The sequence below is a fragment of the Micromonospora radicis genome (assembly GCF_003583405.1).
In the GTDB taxonomy this organism is placed as follows: domain Bacteria; phylum Actinomycetota; class Actinomycetes; order Mycobacteriales; family Micromonosporaceae; genus Micromonospora; species Micromonospora radicis.
This window is the reverse complement of sequence record NZ_QXEC01000008.1, coordinates 189,121-210,969: the sequence shown is the minus strand read 5'-3', so window position 1 is coordinate 210,969 and position 21,849 is coordinate 189,121. Positions and strand designations below refer to the sequence as shown.

Sequence of the window (21,849 nt, the reverse complement as noted above, 5' to 3'; positions counted from 1 at the left end):
GAGGGAATGGGGGGTGTGGATGTCGGCCGGCACCGGTACGGTGAGCGCCGGCATTCGGCAGCGGGGAGCGGACAAGGCGTGGACCGTACCTTCCAGGTCGACCTGCGTGGCGTGGTCGACCTGCTCAGTCATCACCTCTACGGCAGCCCGCGGGTCTATCTCCGCGAGTTGTTGCAGAACGCGGTGGACGCGATCACCGCGCGGCGGGCCACCGAGCCGGAGGCACCGGCGTTGGTCCGCATCGAGCCACCCGAGCTGACCGGCGACGGCACGCTACGGGTGCACGACACCGGCATCGGGCTGACCGAGGCGCAGGTGCACGAGCTGCTGGCCACCATCGGCCGCAGCTCCAAGCGGGACGATCTGGGCTTCTCCCGGCACGAGTTCCTCGGCCAGTTCGGCATCGGGTTGCTCTCCTGCTTCCTCGTCGCCGACGAGATCCGGGTGGTGACCCGCAACGGCGACCATCCCACCGTGCTCTGGACCGGTTACGCCGACGGCCGGTACACGGTCCACCTGGCCTCAGCGCCGGACGCCCGGTCCGAGCCGGGCACCAGCGTGACGCTGGTGCCGCGCCGCGCCGCCGACCAGTGGTACGCCACGCCGACCGTCACCGAACTGGCCCGCCTCTACGGGAGCCTGCTGCCGGTCACCGTCCGGGTCGGCAGCGTGGTGACCACCACCGGGGAACCGCCGTGGCCGAGCCGCCCCGGGGAGCCCGTGGACCGGCCGGGCCTGCTCCGGTACGCCCGCGAGAACCTCGGCATCGACCCGTTCGACGTGCTGCCGTTGTCGGTGCCGGAGGCGGGCCTGACCGGGGTGGCGTTCATCCTGCCCACGGCGGTGAACCCGGCCGCCCGCGCCGGTCACCGCATCTACCTCAAGCGGATGCTGCTCACCGAGCACGCCGACGGACTCCTGCCGGACTGGGCCTTCTTCGCGCACTGCGTGGTCGACGCCAGCGAGTTGCGGCCCACCGCCAGCCGCGAGGCGCTCTACGAGGACTCGTTGCTCACCAGCACCCGGGAGGCGCTGGGCGCGCAGATCCGTGGCTGGCTGGTCCGGCTGGCCAAGCACCAGCCGCGCCGGCTCGCCGAGTTCCTCCAGGTGCACCACCTCGGCGTCAAGGCGCTGGCCCTGCACGACGACGAGATGCTCAACCTGGTCGACCAGTGGTGGCCGATGGACACCAACGTCGGCACGCTCACCCTCGCCGAGTTCCGGCAGCGTTACGGTCTGGTCCGGTACGCCGCCAGCCTGGACGAGTTCCGCCAGCTCGCGGCGGTCGCCGCGGCACAGGACCTGGCCGTGGTCAACGGCGGCTACACGTACGACACCGAGCTGATCGAGCGACTGCCCACCGTGGACCGCACGGTGCTCATCGAGCGGCTCGAACCGAGCGACCTGACCACCCGGTTCCACGCCCTCGATCCGCAGGTCGAGTTGGCGCTGCGGCCATTCGTCGTGGCCGCCGGCCGGGCCCTGGAACGACTCGGGTGCGAGGTCGTGATCCGCGCCTACGATCCTGCCTCCCTGCCGGCGTTGTACCTGGTCAGCCGGTCCGCGGCGTTCACCGACCAGCTTGCCGCCAGCCGGGACAAGGCCGACGAGCTGTGGGGTGGGGTGCTCGACGCGTTGGCCGCCTCCGCCCCGGCGGACCGTCCGCAACTCGTGCTCAACCACCGCAACCCGCTGGTGCGTCGGATCACCGCGCTGGGCGACCCGGAGCTGGTCGGGCTCGGCGTCGAGGCGCTGTACGGTCAGGCGCTGCTGCTCGGGCACCACCCCCTCCGGGCAGCGGATGCCGCCCTGCTCAACAGTTCCTTCCTCGGCCTGCTGGGTCGGGCCGTCCCTGGACAGGAGTGACACGTCGTGGCCGACGAGGACCTGTGGCGGATGCTGCACGAGACCCGCGAGATGCCGTACGGCACAGGGCAGATCGCCGTGCTGGAGCAACTGCTGCGCCGGGCGGACGCCGGTGCGGACCGGCATCTCGCCTTCGCGGTCCGCATCCAGGGCATCACCACGTACACCTACGGCGGCGAGCCGGCCAAGTCGTTCGTCGTCTTCGCCTGGTGCCTGGCCGAGTTCGACAAGGATCCGCAGCCCTACCACCAGCGGTACGCCCAGCACCTGCTCTGGCACTTCAAGCACATGGTCAACGGGATGCTGAGCTTCCCCGAGGTGCCGTTGGACCGCACCCAGGCGGTGCTCGACGACATGGAACGCCGGTACCGGGAGGGCGGGCACAGCCTCCAGGCCGTGTACAAGTACCGCTACCGGGTGGCCGACCACCTGGGCGACCGTGAGCAGGCCGAGCAGTGGTACCGGCGCTGGCTGACCACGCCCCGCGACGAGTTGTCCGACTGCGCCGGCTGCGACCCGACGACGCAGGTCGGTCACCTGGTCGGGACGGGCCGCCACGAGGAGGCCGTGGCTCTCGCCGAGCCGGTCCTCGCCGGGCGGCTGAACTGCAACGAGCAGCCGCAGGCGATCCTCACCGCACTGCTACCGGCGTACCTGCATACCGGCCGACGGGACGAGGCGCGCAACGCGCACCGGGAGGCGTACCGCCGACACCGGAGCAGCCTTGCCGACCTGTGGGATGTCGGCGAACACATCGAGTTCTGCACACGGACCGGCAACGAGGCGCGGGCGTTGGAGATCGTCGAGCGGCACCTGGACTGGCTGGACCGCGCCCCCTCACCCGGCGCCGCGATGCACTTCGCCGCGACGGCCGCCGCCGCCCTGCGCCAGGTGGGCGACCCGACGTTGACCGTGCACCGTCGCGCCTTCGGCGACCGGTCGGCCGCCGAGGTGGCGGTCGGTGTGCTCGCCGCCGAGTTGGCCGAGACCGCCACCGGGATCGCCGCCCGCTTCGACGCCCGCAACGGCACCACCTACCAGTCCGAGCGGGTGGCGCAGCTGCTCGCCGTGACGCCGGTCGGCGACCATCTTCCGCTCTCGGCGAGCCTGCGCCGCCGTCCCGTGCCGCCGGCCGCGCCCCCCGCACCGGTCAGCGCGGAAACGGTCCCGGCCGACCCCACGCCGGGCACGGATGCCACGGTGCCCGCTCCGGGCACGGATGCGAGGGTGTCAGCCGCGGGGACGGGTGCCCAGGTGCCCGCGCCGCGACGGCCGGTCGAGTTCGCCGTGCCGGCCGAGGCGAGCGCGGACGAACTGTTGGACCTCGCCGAGCAGCATTGGTCGGCGCACGATCCGGCCGGGATGCGCGTCGTCCTGGCGGCCTTCGAGGAACGGTTCGGTGCGGCGGAGCTGCCGCCGCGTACCCGAGCCCACCGGCTGGAGTTGCGCGCCGCCGAACTGGTCGACGCCGACGACGTCGCCGCGGCGGTGGCGGTCCACCGGGCGGCCCTGGCGGCGTACGACGAGCTGCCCGACCCGACCCGCGCCCAGGTCGTCGCCAGCCGGCTCGGGATGCTGCTGCTCGACCAGGGTGACGAGCCCGGTGAGGAAGGGTTCGCACTGGTCCTCGCCGCCGCCGGGTTCCTCCACGAGCACGGTGACGCCCGACAGCGGTCCGCCGCCCACGACCGGCTGTCGGTCGCGCTCGCCCAGCGGGAACGCTGGACGGAGGCGCTGGCCGCATCCGATCGGGCCGCCGACGGCGCGACGGAGGGATTCCTGGCCGCCCGGATCGCGCTGCACCGGGCGCACATCCTGGAGAGCCTGGACGACCAGCAGGAGTTCCGGTCCGGTGCGGAGCGGGCCCGCCAACTCGCCCGCGAGACGGGGGCCAGTGATCTGATCACCGCCGCCGCCCTGGCGTACGCCCGTTCCGTCGACGACCCGACAGCGGCGGTCGCCGCCTGCGACGAGGCGCTGTCCCATGCCGCCGACGCGACGCTCGTGCCGGTCCGGGTCACCCGCGCCCGCGCGCTGCTGGCCGCCCAACGCGCCGACGAAGCGGTGGAGGACCTCGCCGAGGCGGTGGCGCTCTGCGTCGAGCGGGGCGACGCCGGTGACGCCTACCTGCGCTGGGAGTTGGCCAACGCGTACCGAACGGCCGGACGGCTCGGCGAGGCGGCCGAGGTGGCCGAGGAAGCGGTGACCGGCCTGGACCGGCTCGGCCAGCAGGCGGACGCCGACGGCTGCCGGCACCTGCTGGCCGGCATCTACCAGGGGCTCGGCGAGATCGACGCCGCGCTGGCCCTGCTGGACCGGCTCGCCGACAACCTCGACGGGCCGGACAACCTCCCGCATCGGGCACAGGTGCTGGAGGATGCCGGCGACATCCTCTACCGGGCCGACCGGGACGCGGCGGCGGCACAGAAGTTCGCGGCCGCCGCCTCGGCGTACCAGCTCGCCGGCCTGCCCCTCGACGAGCTGCGGGCCTGTCGACGGGAGACGTTGGCGCACTTCTGGTCCGGCGACATGGACCGGGCGTTGCGTGCCGTCGAGGTGACCGACCGCCTGGCCGGGGCGTTCACCGCGGAGGCCGCCGACCAGCCGCCGGTGCGCTACGAGGTGTCGCTGTCGGCCGAGACGGCGGCCCGCGTACTGGCCGGAGCCGGTCAGGAGAGCGAGGCGCTCGACCGGCTGGCCGGGGTCCCGCAGCGGCTGCGCTCCATCGAGGCTTTCGGCGAGGCGGCCCAGGTCGAGATCCTCACCGGCGAACTGCTGCTGCGCCGGGGGCGGCCCGCCGAGGCGGAGGGGCTGCTGCGCGAGGTACTGGCCGGTCTGCCCGCCGGTTCGCGGCCGGTGACCCAGACCGCGTGGCTGTTGGCCCGCGCGCTGGACGACCTCGGTCGCTCGGCGGAGGCCACCGCCGTGCGCGAGGAGCACGACCTGGACGAGGAGTGACAGCGGAGAACGGGCCCGTTCCCGGCAATCGGACTGGCGGGTAACCAAGGCTCCACCCCGTAACCCGCTGGGTCTACGCTTGCCCGGTGACGGTGGAGCAGCAGGCACGGGGCGCGAACGGCGGAGCCACGGGGTCGGGGCGGCGCCGATCCCGCAAGGACGAGATCCTGGAGATCGCGGTGGGGCTGTTCGCCTCCCGTGGCTATCACGGTGTGTCGATGGATGACATCGGCGCGGCGGCAGGGGTGACCGGCCCGGCGCTCTACCACCACTTCGCCGGCAAGGAGGCGATGCTGGTCGCCGCGCTGGTACCGGTGAGCGAGGGCCTGCTCGACGGTGGCCGGCAACGCTGTGCCGCCCACCCGGGTGACCCGCGCGCCGCCCTGGAATCGTTGATCGACTTCCATGTCGACTTCGCGTTGGCCAATCCCGCGGTCATTGCCCTGCACCTGCACGAGTTGGACCGGCTACCCGAGGAGCCGCGCCGGCGTATCCGCCGCCTGCAGCGGCTCTACGTGGAGGAGTGGGTCAGTGTGCTGACCGCGCTGCACGCCGACTTGCCCGACGGCGAGGCGCGGGTGCTCGCCCACGCCGCGTTCGGCCTGATGAACTCCACCCCGTTCCTCGGTGGCGAGGTAGACCGCCGACGCCGGGCCGAACTCCTGCGCGCCGCCACTCTCGCCGCCCTCCTAGCCCCCACCACCCCACCCCACCCCTAACTCTTCTCCCCACCCTCGCGCGCCCTCACCCCTCCCGCGCCCGCGCGCCCTCGCCCTCGCCCTCGCCCTCGCCCTCGCGCGCCCGCGCCGCGCCTCGGGGATCTTGCACTTCTCGTCGTCGCATAAGGGGATAGAAGCCGCAATCTGGCGACACGAGCTGCATGATCGCCGGTGGTGGGGGCGGTTGCCTGGTGCGCGTGTGCTTGCCTAGCATGCGTTCCCACAATCTGGACACGCGGAGGATCAATGATCGAGTCGCTGCTGGTCGCCAACCGGGGCGAGATCGCCCGCCGGATCATCCGTACCGCGAAGCGACTCGGCGTACGTGCGATCGCGGTGCACTCGGAGGCCGACGCCGACCTGCCGTTCGTGGTCGAGGCTGACGAGTCGGTCTGTGTCGGTCCGGCCAACCCGGCGCAGAGCTACCGCAACACCGAGGCGATCCTCGCCGCCGCCAAGTCGACCGGCGCCCAGGCGATCCACCCGGGTTACGGCTTCCTCTCCGAGAACGCCGACTTCGCCCGTACCGTCGAGGCCAGTGGCCTGGTCTGGGTCGGACCTGGCGCGGACGCGATCAGCGCGATGGGCGACAAGATCAACGCGCGGAACCTGATGGCGGCGGCCGGGGTGCCGGTGGCGCCGGGTACCACCGAGCCGGCGGCCGACCTGGCTGCGGCGATCACCGCGGCGGCCGAGATCGGCTACCCGGTGATGGTGAAGGCCGCCGCCGGCGGTGGTGGCATGGGCATGGGGGTGGCCGTCGACGAGGCGGCGTTGTGCACCGAGTACGACAAGGTGCGTGCGTTCGCGGAGCGGATGTTCGGCGACGGTTCGGTGCTGATCGAGCGGTACTTCCCCCGGGTGCGCCACGTCGAGGTGCAGATCCTCGGCCTGGCCGACGGCCGGGTGGTGGCCCTCGGCGAGCGGGAGTGCTCGGTGCAGCGCCGAAACCAGAAGCTGGTCGAGGAATCGCCCTCCCCGGCGGTGTCGCCGGAACTGCGGTCCCGCCTGCTCGCCGCGGCGGTACGCGCGGGCGAGGCGGTCGGCTACCGCAACGCGGGCACGGTGGAGTGTCTGCTCGACCCGGGCACCGGTGAGTTCTTCTTCCTGGAGATGAACACCCGGCTGCAGGTGGAGCATCCGGTCACCGAGTTGGTGTACGGCCTCGACCTGGTCGAGGAGCAGTTGCGGGTGGCGGCCGGGTTGGCGCCGACCTTCGACCCGGACGCGTTGACCCCGCGGGGGCACGCCATCGAGTTGCGGGTCAACGCGGAGGATCCGAAGCGGTTCCTGCCCGGCCCCGGCGTGATCAAGACGTGGGTGGAGCCCACCGGCGAGGGGGTGCGCGTCGACTCCGGCTACGTCGAGGGCAACACCGTGACGCCGTTCTACGACAGCCTGATGGCCAAGGTGATCGTCAGCGCACCCAGCCGTGCCGAGGCGATCGAACGGGCCCGGGCGGCGGTGGCCGGGTTCGCCCTGGCCGGACCCAAGAACAACCTGCCCTTCTTCGCCGAACTCCTGGACAACCCGGAGTTCGTCTCCGGCGACTACGACACCGCCCTGATCACCCGCATGCGCTGACCTCCTGCTCTGGCCTTGATCAAGAGGTTCGCGTCGGCGTTCGCCCGCAGGCCGACGCGAACCTCTTGATCAACGAGTCGGTGGCGTGGGATGACATGCTGGACGGGTAAGTGCGGGTCGGGTGTCACAGTGAGGTGGCCAAGATGGGTGTAATGCCGGAGTCCGTGGCGATCCGGGAGGTCGGGCCGCGCGACGGGTTGCAGAACGAGGAGCCGATCCCGACCGACGCCAAGGTGCGGCTGCTCGACGCGCTCTCCCGCACCGGCGTGCGGCGGATCGAGGCGGTGTCGTTCGTACACCCCAGGGCGATTCCGCAGATGGCCGACGCCGACGAGGTGTGGCAGCGGGCGACCCGCGTCGACGGCGTTCGCTACTCGGCGTTGGTGCCCAACACCCGAGGTGCGCAGCGCGCCCTCGCCGCCGGCTTCACCGAGGTCGAGGTCGTCGTCTCCGCCAGCGACACGCACAACCGGCGTAACGTCAACCGCTCCACCGACGAGTCGCTGGACGACCTCGCCGAGCTGATCGACCTGCTGCACGGCGCCGACGCGCGGGCCGAGGTGATCATCGCGACCAGCTTCGGCTGCCCGTACGAGGGGGACATCGATCCGGTCCGGGTGGCGTCCATCGTGGACCGGGTGGTCCGCGACGGTGCCGACCGCGTCGCGTTCGGCGACACCACCGGCATGGGTACGCCCCGACGGGTCCGTGAACTGCTCACCGCCGTACGCGAGCGCAACGCGGAGATTCCCGTGCTGCTGCACTTCCACAACACCCGCGGTACCGCCCTGGCGAACATGTTGACCGCGCTGGAGTTGGGTGTGACCGAGTTCGACGCCAGCGTCGGCGGCCTTGGCGGCTGCCCGTACGCGCCCGGTGCCAGCGGAAACCTGGCCACCGAGGAGGCGGTGCACATGCTGCACGACATGGGTATCGACACTGGGATCGACCTGGACGCCCTGATCGAGGTGGCCGAACTGGCCGAGGAACTGACCGGTCGCCGACTCCCCTCCGGCGTCCTCCGCGCCGGCCCCCGCACCCGTCTGACCCCAATGCCGCGTAGTTAGGGCTCTGGGCTGGTTGTCAATCCCAGGGTGCGGGTGGGTGCGGGGAGGGGCGGGGTGGGGTAGCCTAACGATCGTTCAGGTGAGTTGGGGTGGGGAGCCGCGGTGACGGTCGACGACGGGGCGCTGGAGCAGCTGGGTAAGCGTGTTCGGGGCGGTGGTGCGGAGAAGTACCACTCGGCGAACGCGGCCAAGGGCAAGTTGTTCGCGCGGGAACGGGTGGCCCTGCTGGTCGACGAGGGATCGTTCGTCGAGGATGGGCTCTACGCGAACGCGCTGGCCGACGGGCTGCCGGCCGACGGGGTGGTGACCGGTACCGCCACCGTCGACGGGCGTCAGGTCTGCCTGATGGCCAACGATTCCACCGTCAAGGCCGGCAGTTGGGGCGCGCGTACCGTCGAGAAGATCATCCGGATCATCGAGCGGGCGTACGACACCGGTGTGCCGATGGTCTACCTGGTCGACTCGGCCGGGGCCCGGATCACCGACCAGGTCGAGCTGTTCCCCGGCCGGCGCGGCGCCGGGAAGATCTTCTGGAACCAGGTACGCGCCTCCGGCTCGATCCCGCAGGTCTGCGCGCTGTTCGGGCCGAGCGCCGCGGGTGGCGCGTACATTCCGGCGTTCTGCGACGTGGTGGCCATGGTCGACGGCAACGCCAGCATGTACCTCGGCTCCGACCGGATGGTCGAGATGGTCACCGGTGAGAAGACCACCCTGGAGGCGATGGGCGGGGCGAAGGTGCACTGCGCCGAGTCCGGCGTCGGGCACTTCCTCTGCAAGTCCGAGGCCGAGGCGCTCGACGTGGTCAAGCGTTACCTGTCGTACCTGCCGGCGAACTGGACCCAGCAGCCGCCGACCGCGGAGGCGGTCGACGCGTCGGCCAAGGTGGATCTGGCCGCGCTGGTGCCGGCGAGTGAGCGGCAGGCGTTCGACATGCGGCGGTACGTCAAGGGTCTGCTCGACGAGGGTTCGTTCTTCGAGATCCAGGCGCTCTGGGCCAAGGAGTTGACCGTCGGCTTCGGTCGGCTGAACGGCGAGGTCGTCGGCGTGGTCGGCAACAACTCGATGTTCAAGGGCGGGGTGCTCTTCGTCGACTCGGCCGACAAGGCGACCCGGTTCGTGCAGCTCTGCGACGCGTTCAACGTGCCGCTGCTGTTCCTGAGCGACGTGCCGGGCTTCATGGTCGGCAGCGCGGTGGAGAAGCAGGGCATCATCCGGCACGGCGCCAAGATGATCACGGCGATCTCCGAGGCGACCGTACCCAAGATCTGCGTGGTGGTCCGCAAGGCGTACGGCGCGGGCCTGTACGCCATGGCCGGGCCGGGTTTCGAGCCGGACGCCACCATCGCCCTGCCCACCGCGAAGATCGCGGTGATGGGCGCGGAGGCCGCGGTCAACGCGGTGTACGCGAACAAGATCGCTGCGATCGAGGACGAGGCCGAGCGGGCCGCCTTCGTCGCGGCCAAGCGTGCGGAGTACGAGCGGGACATCGACATCGTCCGGCTGGCCAGCGAACTGGTGGTCGACACGATCGTCGAGCCGCACGAGCTGCGGGCCGAACTGGTCCGCCGGTTCGCCGCCGCCCGAAGCAAGGACCGGCACTTCTCCCGCCGCCGGCACGGCGTCACCCCGGTCTGACCGGGCGCGACCCACCGCCGCCGTCCGACCCGGCCACCGGAACCGGGCTGAGCTGCCGGAACCGGGCTGAGCTGCCGGAACCGGGCTGAGCTTGCGGAACCCGGCTCAGCCGGCGGGACCGGTCCAGCCGTCCGCCACGTCCCGGCGTCACGAGCGCCCGGGCCATCCCGTCCACACAGGAGGAACCCGATGGACTTCCGGCTCAACGAGGAGCACCAGGCGCTGCGCGACAGCGTGCGGGACTTCGCCCGCGAGGTGGTCGCGCCGGTCATCGCCGAGCACTACGAGCAGCACACCTTCCCGTACGAGGTGATTCGGCAGATGGGCAAGATGGGCCTGTTCGGCCTGCCCTTCGGCGAGGAGTACGGCGGCATGGGGGGCGACTACTTCGCCCTCTGCCTGGCGCTGGAGGAGTTGGCCCGGGTCGACTCCAGCGTGGCGATCACCCTGGAGGCGGCGGTCTCCCTCGGTGCGATGCCGATCTACCGGTTCGGTACCGAGGAGCAGAAGTCCCGGTGGCTGCCGAAGCTGCTCAGCGGCGAGGCACTGGCCGGGTTCGGGCTCACCGAGCCGGGTTTCGGCTCGGACGCGGGCGGCACCGAGACCCGGGCCGTGCTGGACGAGGCGACCAACGAGTGGGTGATCAACGGCTCGAAGGCGTTCATCACGAACTCGGGCACCGACATCACCGTCCTGGTCACGGTCACCGCCGTCACCGGCATCCGGGCGGATGGCTCGAAGGAACTGTCCACGATCATCGTGCCGAGCGGTACTCCCGGTTTCACCGTCGCGCCCGGCTACTCCAAGGTCGGTTGGACTGCCTCCGACACCCACGAGTTGACGTTCGACGACTGCCGGGTACCGGCGGAGAACCTGCTCGGTGAGCGCGGCCGGGGCTTCGCCCAGTTCCTGCGCATCCTCGACGAGGGGCGGATCGCCATCGCCGCCCTGGCGGTCGGCCTCGCGCAGGGCTGCGTCGACGAGTCGATCAAGTACGCGAAGGAGCGCCAGGCCTTCGGCCAGCCGATCGGCAACTACCAGGCCATCCAGTTCAAGATCGCCGACATGGAGTCGCGGGCGCACACCGCACGGCTGGCGTACTACGACGCGGCGGCCCGGATGCTGGCCGGCGAGCCGTTCAAGCGGCAGGCGGCGATCGCGAAGCTGCACGCCAGCACCATCGCCGTGGACAACGCCCGGGACGCGACCCAGATCCATGGCGGGTACGGCTTCATGAACGAGTACCCGGTGGCCCGGTTCTGGCGGGACTCCAAGATCCTGGAGATCGGTGAGGGTACGTCCGAGGTCCAGCGCATGATCATCGCCCGCGACCTGGGCATGTGAGTACGGTCGGCCGGCGGGTGTGAAGCCCGCCGGCCGTCGGGCCGCTGTCGGGTTTCGGCGATGGCTGGTCGGGTGCTTGACGCTCGCCTGTCCGGTGTCGTGCCTGGCCCGTAGTGTCCCTGCGCATGACTCTGGGTCATGATCGTTCATCGGGTTCACCGCCGAACCTGCCGGAACTGCTCCGCGCCCACCGCCTGGCTGCCGGCCTCACCCAGGCCGAACTGGCGACCCGCGCGGGCATTGGCGTCCGGACGGTCCGCGACCTGGAACGGGGACACTCCTCGCGGCCGCAGCGCACCACGGTCGAGCTGCTCGCCGGCGCACTCGAACTGGCCGGCGCGGCCCGGTCGGCGTTCGTGGCCGCCGCCCGCGGAACGGTTGGCCCGGCTGTCCCCGGCAGGCCACTGCACATCCCACCGCCGCCCGAGTTGATCGGCCGGGAACGGGACGTGGCCGAACTGTTCGCGCTGCTGACCGATCCGCGTGGCCCACGGGTGGTGAGCCTGGTTGGCCTGGCCGGCGTCGGCAAGACCACGCTCGCGCTGGCGGCGAGCCACGCCGTCGCCGCCGCCCATCCGGGCGGTATCGCCGGGGTCCTGGTCGGCGCCGGATCGGATGGCGCCGACGTACTGGCCGCCGCGGTGACGGTCCTCGGTGCGGCTCGGTTGACCGAGCTGCCCGCCCGCCTCGGTGACCGGCCGGCGCTGTTGCTGGTGGACGCGGCCGAACGGGCGGCCGACCCGGTGGCCGGCGCGGTGCAACGGCTCATCGAAGCGGTACCCGCGCTGCGGGTGCTGGTCACCGGCCGGCATCCGGTGGGCCTGCCGGGCGAGTGGGTACGGCCGGTGTCGCCGCTGGACGTACCACCGCCGGGCGACACCGATCCGGCGACGCTCGCCGGATACCCGGCGGTGGCCCTGTTCACCGCCCGGCTGGCGCTGGTCCGCCGGGAACCGCCGTCCGACGCCGAACTGCCGGCGTTGGCCGCGTTGGTACGGCGCCTCGGTGGGCTGCCGCTGGCCATCGAGCTGATGGCGGCCCGGGGTCGCCTGCTCGACCTCACCGAACTGCTCGACCGGTACGGCGACCGGGTGCTGGATCTGGACACCTCGATGGCGGCCGGCAGTGGCTGGGCGGCGGGGCAGTCGCGCGGCGACGACGCGCGGGCAGCGGTGGCGGAGACGCTGCGGGACGCCGTGGCGACCAGTTACCGGTTGCTCGACGACGAGGAGCGAGCGGCACTACGCCGGCTCGCCGCGTTCGGCAACCGCTGGTCGGTGGAGTTGGCCGAGGAGATGCTCGCCGGCACCGGGATTACCGCTGACCCCGTGCCACTGCTGAACCGGCTGCTGGACCTGGGGCTGCTGAGCGTACGTGGCACTGGACCGTTCCGGTTCCGGCTGCTCGACGCGGTCCGGGACTACGCCGCCGAGCAGGCGTCCGGGGCGGGTGAGGGGACGGTGATCGGCCGCCGGCACGCCCGGGTGGTCACCCGGCTCGTGGAGCGGACCGCACCGGGGCTGGTCGGGCCCGGGGCGGCCGCCGCCGCGCACCGCCTCGACGAGGTCACCGGCGACATCAGCTCCGCGCTGGCGTACGCCGCCGTCGACGACCCGCTGACCGCGCTGCGGCTGGCCGCCAGCCTGCCCCGTTGGTGGCGACTGCGCGGGCGCGATGTGCCCGGCCGGCAGTGGCTGCTGCGGCTGCTCGCAGACCCGCGTACCGCCGACGCCGATCCTGCGCTGCGGGCCTGGGCGTCACTCGGCGTCGCGTCGCTCGCCGCTGAACACGGCGCGGCCGACGCGGAACTGCCGAGGGCGCGGGCGGCGGTGGCGGCGTTCCGGGAACTCGGTGACGTCCCGGGAGAGTTGGCGGCGCGTACCGTGCTGGGTGCCCTGCTGACCGGAACGGGCCACGCGGACCGGGCCCGGGAGCAGGCGACGGCGGTGCTGGCGGTGGCCACCGAGGCCGGTCTGGTACGCCAGATGGCCGTTGCCCAGCATCATCTGGCGTGGCACGAGATCCGGGTCGCCGATCTCACTGCGGCCCGGCGCCGGCTGGCCGTCGTCGACCGGCTCGGCGGGCAGGTCGGGGAGGAATGCCTGCGGATGCTGGCGCGGGGCACGGTCGCGGAGGTGTTGCGCCTGGAAGGGCGGTACGCCGACGCGGCCGGCGAGGCGCGCAGGGTACTGACTTCGCTGGCCGACCTGGGCACGCCACGACATCGGCGCCGGGTGCTCGGCACGTTGGGGCTCGCGCTCGCCCAGCGCGGCCAGCAGGCGGAGGCCGCCGAAGTGCTCGCCGAGCTGCGCCCGCTCGACGGGACCGGCGCGCTGGTGGAGGGACACCTGGCCCTGCACCGGGGGGATCGGGAGGTGGCGGCGGAGTGGTTCGCCGCCGCGAGTGATCCGGCCGGGGCGGATCCGGCCCGGCGGACTGTGGTGGAGGCGCTGGTGGGGTTGGCCGCGAGTACGTCGGATCCGACGGTGCTCGGCCGGCTGGACCGGGCCTGCCGAGAGGCCGGCGTGCGGCTGCTGCCGCAGGAGGCGGAGCTGCTGTACGCGCTGTCGACGGCCCGGAGCGGCCCGTCCGAGGACATGGAGGAGGTGGCGCGGGCGAGGAAGCCCCCTCTTGCCACCCCTCGCTCTTCGCCCGCGCCGGTCCCCCCATTGCGCCCCCGTTGACGCGAGACTAGCGAGGCACCGCCAGGGCATCTGTCGGTTTTGCTGGCCTATCGACGGTTAGCCGACTGGTTCTGCCGGTCGTTCTGCCGGTGGGAGTCACGGTCGGGCTGTCGACCGGACACGGACAGCGGCGTTCCGGGCTGCCGGACGGTACCGTCATCGGCGGTCAGCACACGGCGGAGTTCGTCGCCCCGGTGGCGCCGCTGCTGCCGGCCGTGGCGCACGGATGCACCGCGTCGCGCACCTGGCGCAGGCCGTCGAGGAGTGCGTTCAACGCCGCCGGGTCGAGTTGGCCGGTGAACCAGTCCTCGATGAGCTGGAGGTGGCCGGGCAGGCTTTCGTCGAGTCGCTGGAGGCCGGCCGGCGTCACCACCGCGTACGAACTGCGCCGGTCGGAGGGGCAGGCGCGTCGGGTGATCAGGCCGTCGCGTTCCATCCGGTCGACCACCCGGGTGACGCCGCTGGTGGAGAGCGAGGTCTGCGCGGCCAGGTCGGTCATCCGCAGCTGGTTGCCGGGTGAGCGACTGAGTCGGGTCAACACCTCGAACTCGACCGCTGACAGTCCGTGTTCATCCAGCTGGGCGGCGAACCGGGCGGACAGCCCGGCGTGCACCTCGAAGAGCAGGCCGACAGCCGTGATTCGAGGATCGTCGAACACGTTCGGATTCACCAGCCCATCCTAGCAGTACTTGACAGGGGGAATATTGCCGCCGCTATAGTTGCTGACGCAGCCGTTGGGCTCAAAACATTCTCATCCGGAGGGCAGTCTCTCATGACCAGCAGCACCGAGTCGGTTACCCGCGAGTGGAACGGCCTCACCATCCCGGCGGCCGGCACCTACCTGCTGGATGCGGCGCACAAGCGGGTCGGCTTCGTCGCCCGGCACATGATGGTGAGCAAGGTGCGCGGTGAGTTCGCCGACGCCAGCGCCACCATCACGATCGCCGAGGACCCGCTGAACTCCACGGTCACCGCCACCATCCAGGCCGCCAGCATCAACACGGCGCAGGCCGACCGGGACGCGCACCTGCGCAGCCCCGAGTTCCTCGACGCCGAGAAGTTCCCCACGCTGGAGTACCGCAGCACCGGCGTGAAGTCCCAGGAGGGCAACGAGTTCGTCCTCACCGGCGAACTGACCATCAAGGACGTGACCCGCCCGGTCGAGCTGAAGGTCGAGTTCGAAGGCGTCGGCCGGAGCCCCTTCGGTCAGGACATCTTCGGCTTCTCCGCGAGCGCCGAGATCGACCGCGAGGAGTTCGGCCTGACCTGGAACGTCGCCCTGGAGTCGGGTGGCGTGCTGGTCGGCAAGAAGATCAAGATCGAGATCGAGGGCGAGGCCATCCGCCAGGCCTGATCCTCGTACGCCCCGACCGGCCCGCGCGTGCACCGCGCGGGCCGGTCGACGTTTCCGGGGCCCGACAACGGTGCGAATCGTCACAGCTTGTTCGCGGCCCGCTCCGATGGCCCACCGCGTCGGCTGGGTAGAGATCCCAGCGGGCGCGTCGACCCGGCTCCGGCGGACGGTTCGAGCCCTCGGAGGGCGGGTGGACTGCGGCAATGGACCGATCTTCGGGACCGGCTGGAACGGGCGCGGCACCGAGTATGGTTCACACTGCGCTTCGGAACGGCACCGTTCCGTCGCGTCGCGCGCCGGGAGGAACACATGGGCAGGGACGTCGACCGAGCCGCCTTCTCCCGGGAGGACCGGGTCCGCTACCGCCAGAAGGTGCGCCGCTGCCTGGACGTGTTCGCGCTGATGCTGGACGACTTCGGCTTCGACGCCGACCGGCCGATGACCGGCCTGGAGATCGAGCTGAACCTGGTCGACCCGGCGGCCGAGCCAGCCATGCGCAATGAGGAGATCCTCGCCGCCATCGCGGATCCACTGTTCCAGACCGAACTGGGCCAGTTCAATCTGGAACTCAACGCCAGCCCACGGTTGATCTCCGGCGGCGGGTTCGCCGACTACGAGCGGAACCTGCTCGGCAGCCTCAACCGCGCGAACGAACGGGCGGCGCGGTCGGACACCCGGATCGTCCTGGTCGGCATCCTGCCCACGCTGACCGAGCGTCACCTGGTCGCCGAGAACCTCTCCACCAACGAGCGCTACCTCGTACTCAACGACCAGATCGTGGGGGCCCGGGGCGAGGACATCGAGCTGGACATCCGTGGCGTCGAGCGGCTGCGTACGCACAACGACTCGATCGCGCCGGAGGCGGCCTGCACCAGCCTCCAGTTCCACCTCCAGGTCGCCCCGGACAGCTTCGCCGACTACTGGAACGCCTCACAGGCGATCGCCGGGGCGCAGGTGGCGGTCGGCGCCAACTCGCCCTTCCTGTACGGGCGGCAACTCTGGGCGGAGACCCGGATCGCGCTCTTCGAACAGGCCACCGACACCCGGCCGGACGAGCTGAAGGCCCAGGGTGTACGCCCCCGGGTGTGGTTCGGCGAGCGCTGGATCACCTCGATCTTCGACCTCTTCGAGGAGAACGTCCGCTACTTCCCGCCGCTGCTGCCGATCTGCGAGAGCGAGGACCCGGTGGAGGTCCTGCACGCCGGCGGGGTACCCGAACTGGCCGAGTTGCGGCTGCACAACGGCACCGTCTACCGGTGGAACCGTCCGGTGTACGACATCATGAACGGCCGCCCGCACCTGCGCGTCGAGAACCGGGTGCTCCCCGCCGGGCCGACCGTGGTCGACATGCTCGCCAACGCTGCCTTCTACTTCGGCCTGGTGCGAGGCCTCGCCGAGGCCGACCGTCCGATCTGGAGCCAGCTCACCTTCAGCTCCGCCGAGGAGAACTTCCACGCCGCCGCCCGACGTGGCATGGACGCCGTCCTGCACTGGCCGCGACTCGGCGAGGTGCCGGTGACCACCCTCGTACTCGACGTGCTGCTGCCCATCGCCGCCGCCGGACTCGACGGGTTCGGGGTGGCTCCGCGCGAGCGCGATCGCCTGCTGAACATCATCGAGCAGCGCTGCCGTACCGGCCGCAACGGCGCGGTGTGGCAGACCGCGACGGTCTGGTCCACCGAGCGGCACCGCGGCCTCGACCGGCCCGCCGCCCTGCACCACATGTTGCAGCGTTACGCCGAGTTGCAGCGCACCAACGAGCCGGTGCACACCTGGCCGATCGACTGATCGACCGACCGGCCGAGGCAGCCGACGGGCCGAGGTAGCCGACGGGACCGATGTGGCCGACCGGCCGAGGTAGCCGACAGGACCGATGTGGCCGACCGGCCGAGGTAGCCGACGGGCCGAGGTAGCCGACCGACCTGGCCGTCGTGCTCACGCCGGATCCCGGATCGAGTGGCATCCGCTGGCGCGGACAGGACGATGGTCATGCTCGATCTCGGATCGAGTGGCATCGAAAGGGCAGGATAGCCACTCGATCCGAGATCGAGCGTGATCACCAAGGCCGGTACCCGGGCCGGAAGCCGTCCGGCGTACGGCGGGCGTCCCTGCCGGATCCTTGGCGTGGCCCTACGTCGTCTCGCCGCGCGTTGTCCTGCCCTGCGTCTTCCTGCTCTGTGCCGGCGCCGTCTTCCTGCGCCCCGTCGTGCCGTGCCCGGTCGTGTCGTGCCCGGTCGTGTCGTGCCGGGTCGTGTCGTGCCCGGTCGTGTCGTGCCGGGTCGTGTCGTGCGCCGTGTCCGGCCCTTCGGGTCGGGCGGCGTCCTTCGGTGTCGGGGTCCCTGCCGTGCCGTGCGCCGTCGGGCCCGACCCTGCTGGCGCCGCGGCTGCCCGGTTCCGCGCTGCGCCCGATCCGGTCGGGCTCGGCGCCGGGGCGGGGGCCGTCGGGGTGGACGGGCGAGTGGCGGTGACACCGGCGGGCACCGGCTCGGCGTCGGTTTGCTCCCGCCCGCCGAGCGGCCCGGCGTCGTTGTCGTCGCGGACGCGCTGCCGCGGCACCGTGGGGGCGGGTGCCGCCTCACCGGGTGCCGCCTCACCGGGTGTCGCCTCACCGGGTGCCGTCTCACCGGGTGCCGTGCCGGGGGCGGTGTGGCGCGGTGCGCGCCGGGCGGCCCGCTGGGCGAGCGCGGCGACCAGGACGGAGCCGCCGACGCCGACGATCGCCGCGTACGGGGCGATCAGGTGGGCCGAGACCTGCTCCGGGTTTATCGCCGTCAGCCTCGGTACGGCCAGGAAGTAGGCCACCGCCACCAGCAGCGGACCGGCCGCACCCGAGGCGGTGGCACCGACCCGGCGGTCTGCCGTACGCACGCCTCGGCGGGCGGCAAGCGCGCCGATCACCAGCGCCGAACCGAGGGAGAGGACCGCCCCGGGCCAGTAGAAGTAGTCCCGGATCCAGAACTGGTCGGTGCTGGAACTGAGCTGCCAGATGCCGAGTTGGGCGGTGGTCAGTCCGCGTCCGGCGAGTACCGAGTCGACGACGGCGACCACCGCGAGCAGCCACAGCCAGCCGGCGGTGGCGATGACGTTGGTCGCGGCGGCCCGGCAGCGCAACGACCAGAGCGCCACCAGCGTCCCGACCAGCACACCGGTCGCGGCGTAGCCGGCGGCCATGTCCCGGGGGGACGGGGTGTCCGGTACCACCGCGGCCCGAGCCGGTACGGCGACCAGCAGCACGGTGATCAGTGCGCCGAACGCGGCGGCCAGGGACAACGCGACGAACCACAGGCCGTCACCGCGCGGCCGGGCAGCCCTGCCCGGCGGCGCGGCGGCGATCGGCGTCACCTCGGTGGCCGGCGGCGTGCCGGTGGCGGTGCTGCCGGCCGGCATGGACCCGGCGGTGTTGCCGGCCGGCATGGACCCGGCGGTGCCCGTCGGCGGGAGATCCGGTGTGCCGGCAGCGGAGCGCCGGTCGTGTAGTCGCTGTGCGCAGACCGCGCCGAAGACGGTCGACGTGGCGGCGATCCAGGTGGCCCAGATCAGGCTGGCCACCCAGGCCGCCGTGCCGGCGGTCGCCTCCGGTGGCGCCCAGTTGAGGATGCCCAGGCCGTACCCGAAACCCAGTTGGGCGGCGCCGGCACCGGCCGCCACGCCGGCCGCGGTGGCGATCGATCCTCCCCAGCCCTGTCTGGCCATGTCGGGCAGCGTAACGTCCTGTGCTCGGTGCGGCGAGTCGTGCGCGGCACCGAAGACGAACGGTGACGGATCGTGCTTGGCGCCGACGAGTACGGTCGCCGGTGGTGAGGCGGTGGGCGCAATGACGGACGGGATCGCGGACGGGCAGCCGGAACGGGCTGACGCCGGCTCCGATCGGACGAGGATGCTGGTCGGTGGTGCCCTCGCGACAGTGCTGCTGGCGGTCATCGGGGCGGCCGGCGGGTGGGTGCTCGCCGGCGATCAGAGGCCGCCGCCGCTGACGCAGTCGCCCCCCGACGACGCCGGCAGCCGCAGCCCGAGCGCCCGGGCCACCCCGACGCCGCGCGAGCGGCCGACCCCCACGTCTGCTCCGACCAGCGCCACCCCCTCCCCGCCCACCGGGCTGACCGTGCCGGACCTGACCGGCGTGGACTTCGAGGAGGCCCGGGACGAACTACGGGAACGGGGACTTGGTTGGCAGCTCGTCTTCGGCAGCGGCGACAGCTCCAGCGTGCGCAGCACCGACCCGGCGGCCGGTACCCCGGTGCGGCGCGGCATCACCGTCAAGGTCTTCGTGGCCGGGGCCGCGCCGCCGAACGAGGTGCCGGACCTGATCGGTGAGCGGTGCCGCGAGGCGGGGGCGGAACTCGTCGACGACGGCTTCTCGCCGCGCTTCCCGAGCGGCCGTTCCGGGACGGTCACCGCCCAGGATCCGCCGGGCGGCACCGTCCGGCGCTGGAACGACATCGTCTCCCTCGTCTGCGGTACGCCCGTCGACGACGATGAGACCGACGCAGCGCGCTGACCCGTACCCGACACGCTGATCCCAGCCGATGGTGCGCTGAACCGCTAGGTTGACCAGCGAGGACTCCGACGCCCCCGCCCGGTTGGCGGCGGAAAGGACGTGCCATGAACGAGCGCAGCGAAGTGCCGGCATGAGCGAGCGACCTGAGGGGCAGCCGGACGACCAGACCCGCCCGCTGCCACCGGCCGCCAACGGTCCCGACGAGACGGCGCCGTTGGGGCGTACGCCGGAAGCCGCCGGACCGGACGAGACGGCGCCGTTGGGGCGTACGCCGGAAGCCGCCGGACCGGACGAGACGGCGCCGTTGGGGCGTACGCCGGGGTCCGCTGGTCCGGACGAGACGGCGCCGTTGCCGCCGGCGCAGCGGTCCAGACCGGCGGCGTGGTCGGGGCGGGCGGAGGTGCCGTCGCGCGCGTCGGGTGACGACCGCGAGCTGGCCGGTGGCGAGTGGTACGGCGAGGAGCCGGGGGGCCGCCGTTGGTGGCTGCCGATCCTCTGGGGCATCGTGCTGCTGCTGGTGCTCGGTCTGTTCGGGGCAGGGTTGTGGCTGGCGCGGCAGGCCCTGGATGAGGACGCGCCGAATCCGCCGCAGCCGACGGCCTCGGCCACACCGACCGCGTCGGCCTCGCCGACCACGAGTTCACCCGAGCCGTCGCCGACGACCAGCGCCACCCCGGCGGCGCTGCCGATGCCGCCGGTGGTCGGCCTCTCCGAGGCGGCGGCCCGGGCGGCGCTCGACCGGCTCGGCCTCGACTACCAGGTCCGGTACCGCCCTTCGGAGCAGCCCGCGGGCACCGTCATCGCCACCGAGCCGGCGGCGGGTGAGCTGGTCCGGGTGGGCGACGAGGTCACGTTGGTGGTGGCCACCGCGAGCCCGAGCCCGTCGCCGACGACCGGTACGCCGACCACAGGTACGCCGACCGCGGAACCCACCACCGAGCCGACCGGCACCAGCACTCCCACGGCGACTCCCACCGGGTGACGGTGGATCACCACATCCGTCGTCTGGTGCCGACCAGCCCCAGTCCGGCGAGGGAGATGGCCAGTCCGAAGACGCCCGACCAGAACAGTGAACGGCTGAGTTCGCTCGATCCGTGCGCCCCGGTGGCCCGATCGGTTGCCGCCGGGCCCCGGTCGACGGCACCGGTGCTCGCCCGGTCGTTGCCGCCGTACGGACCGGCCGGTTCGTCGGTCGGCTCCCCGACCTGGTCGTCGAGGAGATAGTCGTCCCAGTCGCCGGCTGTCCCGCCGGGCCTCAGCGGCTCGGTCTGCACCACGGTGATCTCGGGGGCCGGCACGGGCTCGGCCAACCGGGTGGAGGAGAGGGCGGGATCTCGGACCAGCACCACCAGGGTGGTGGCGGCACCGAACAGCGCCAGGATTCCGAAGGCGTGGGCGATACGGGACCGGTGGGGCCGCCGCGCGGACATATTGACCATGGCCATCCCAGGTTCGGGGCCCTGGACGCGCGGGGTGAATCATGCCGGGGTGGGCATACCGATTCTATGGCGCCGGCATGCCCTCCGGCGGGTGTTCCGCGTGCTCAGCCCACCCGGGCCGGAGTCCTGCTGATGGGCCGGCGGGTCGAGCGGACGGTGTGCTGGCGTGGCTGGGGAGCGGCCTGCACCTGCTCCAGCCCCGCCCGCTGGACGAAGATCGAGCGCCGGTTGACCGCGTCCCCCGCCGCGTTCAACTCGTAGCCCTCGAGCCAGAGCCAGCCGTCGTAGGTGGGCCGATCGAGTACCCGGATCACCCGGAAGAGGATCGGTCGGAGGAACTGAACACTCGCCGCGCTTGTCACGTGCAGTACGTCACCGGAGCGGGGAAGCACATGGGCTCCTGGAAGGTCGGCCGGCGAGGAAGGGGCCGGCAGGATCGATTGAGGGAGGTGGGGCCCGGCGTCGAGGTCGTGTCTCGGCTGCCGGTCGGGTTCGTCAAGCTGGTGGGTCGATGTCGTCGGGTCCGCTGATGGCGTGTCCGGCGCCCGGCGAGCGGGCCCATTCACCGCTCGACTGCCCGCGTTGGTCACGTGGGGAGATCGAGCCGGGACGTTGGGTAACCCGCGTCATACGGACAGAGTGCATCAGGTGCGTGCTGGATGCAAGTTGCAGGTCGGCTTTTGCCGATACGTGAGCGGCTC

Annotated in this window: 15 protein-coding genes and 1 pseudogene; 13 read left to right on the top strand and 3 right to left on the bottom strand. The window is 72.2% G+C overall.

The window, feature by feature from the left end; all coding sequences use genetic code 11:
• Window positions 1-78 precede the first annotated feature (78 nt).
• The 8 genes and pseudogenes from D2L64_RS11325 to D2L64_RS11290 all read left to right on the top strand — a co-directional run.
• The gene (locus D2L64_RS11325; RefSeq protein WP_119575142.1) at window positions 79-1,866 is read left to right on the top strand and encodes an HSP90 family protein; all 1,788 of its coding nucleotides are present in this window, start codon (window positions 79-81) and stop codon (window positions 1,864-1,866) included.
• Window positions 1,867-1,872: 6 nt separating this feature from the next.
• On the top strand, window positions 1,873-4,824 hold the full coding sequence (locus D2L64_RS11320) for a hypothetical protein (RefSeq protein ID WP_119575140.1): 2,952 nt from the start codon (window positions 1,873-1,875) through the stop codon (window positions 4,822-4,824).
• A gap of 86 nt (window positions 4,825-4,910) precedes the next feature.
• Window positions 4,911-5,543: a TetR/AcrR family transcriptional regulator gene (locus D2L64_RS11315; RefSeq protein ID WP_119575138.1), complete on the top strand. Its 633-nt coding sequence runs from the start codon at window positions 4,911-4,913 to the stop codon at window positions 5,541-5,543.
• A 246-nt stretch (window positions 5,544-5,789) separates the two neighbouring features.
• Window positions 5,790-7,127: an acetyl-CoA carboxylase biotin carboxylase subunit gene (locus D2L64_RS11310; protein ID WP_119575136.1), complete on the top strand. Its 1,338-nt coding sequence runs from the start codon at window positions 5,790-5,792 to the stop codon at window positions 7,125-7,127.
• A 143-nt stretch (window positions 7,128-7,270) separates the two neighbouring features.
• Window positions 7,271-8,194, top strand: coding sequence for a hydroxymethylglutaryl-CoA lyase (locus D2L64_RS11305; RefSeq protein ID WP_119575190.1), 924 nt, complete (start codon window positions 7,271-7,273; stop codon window positions 8,192-8,194).
• A gap of 102 nt (window positions 8,195-8,296) precedes the next feature.
• Window positions 8,297-9,829 carry an acyl-CoA carboxylase subunit beta gene (locus D2L64_RS11300; protein WP_119575134.1) on the top strand — a complete coding sequence of 511 codons (1,533 nt, stop codon included), beginning with the start codon at window positions 8,297-8,299 and terminating at the stop codon, window positions 9,827-9,829.
• Window positions 9,830-10,018: 189 nt separating this feature from the next.
• The gene (locus D2L64_RS11295) at window positions 10,019-11,173 is read left to right on the top strand and encodes an acyl-CoA dehydrogenase family protein (RefSeq protein ID WP_119575132.1); all 1,155 of its coding nucleotides are present in this window, start codon (window positions 10,019-10,021) and stop codon (window positions 11,171-11,173) included.
• Window positions 11,174-11,298: 125 nt separating this feature from the next.
• A pseudogene (locus D2L64_RS11290) lies at window positions 11,299-13,743 on the top strand (ATP-binding protein); the annotation flags it as partial.
• A 280-nt stretch (window positions 13,744-14,023) separates the two neighbouring features.
• On the opposite strand, the gene D2L64_RS11285 reads toward D2L64_RS11290, so the two are convergent.
• Window positions 14,024-14,527: a MarR family winged helix-turn-helix transcriptional regulator gene (locus tag D2L64_RS11285; RefSeq protein ID WP_119575130.1), complete on the bottom strand. Its 504-nt coding sequence runs from the start codon at window positions 14,525-14,527 to the stop codon at window positions 14,024-14,026.
• A gap of 102 nt (window positions 14,528-14,629) precedes the next feature.
• Here D2L64_RS11285 and D2L64_RS11280 point away from each other — a divergent pair, with 102 nt between their 5' ends.
• From D2L64_RS11280 to D2L64_RS11260, 5 genes are all read left to right on the top strand, one after another.
• The gene (locus D2L64_RS11280) at window positions 14,630-15,211 is read left to right on the top strand and encodes a YceI family protein (protein WP_119575128.1); all 582 of its coding nucleotides are present in this window, start codon (window positions 14,630-14,632) and stop codon (window positions 15,209-15,211) included.
• Between the two features lie 309 nt (window positions 15,212-15,520).
• A complete protein-coding gene (locus tag D2L64_RS11275) occupies window positions 15,521-16,999 on the top strand; it encodes a glutamate--cysteine ligase family protein (RefSeq protein WP_119575126.1) in 1,479 nt (492 codons plus the stop codon).
• Window positions 17,000-17,263: 264 nt separating this feature from the next.
• Window positions 17,264-18,688: a pentapeptide repeat-containing protein gene (locus D2L64_RS28490; RefSeq protein ID WP_119575186.1), complete on the top strand. Its 1,425-nt coding sequence runs from the start codon at window positions 17,264-17,266 to the stop codon at window positions 18,686-18,688.
• Between the two features lie 337 nt (window positions 18,689-19,025).
• Complete coding sequence (locus D2L64_RS11265; RefSeq protein WP_119575124.1) at window positions 19,026-19,709, top strand: PASTA domain-containing protein; 684 nt, start codon at window positions 19,026-19,028, stop codon at window positions 19,707-19,709.
• Window positions 19,710-19,839: 130 nt separating this feature from the next.
• Complete coding sequence (locus tag D2L64_RS11260) at window positions 19,840-20,691, top strand: PASTA domain-containing protein (protein ID WP_119575122.1); 852 nt, start codon at window positions 19,840-19,842, stop codon at window positions 20,689-20,691.
• A 7-nt stretch (window positions 20,692-20,698) separates the two neighbouring features.
• On the opposite strand, the gene D2L64_RS11255 is transcribed toward D2L64_RS11260, so the two are convergent.
• On the bottom strand, window positions 20,699-21,154 hold the full coding sequence (locus tag D2L64_RS11255; RefSeq protein ID WP_119575120.1) for a hypothetical protein: 456 nt from the start codon (window positions 21,152-21,154) through the stop codon (window positions 20,699-20,701).
• A 98-nt stretch (window positions 21,155-21,252) separates the two neighbouring features.
• On the bottom strand, window positions 21,253-21,540 hold the full coding sequence (locus D2L64_RS11250; protein WP_119575118.1) for a hypothetical protein: 288 nt from the start codon (window positions 21,538-21,540) through the stop codon (window positions 21,253-21,255).
• Window positions 21,541-21,849: the final 309 nt, after the last annotated feature.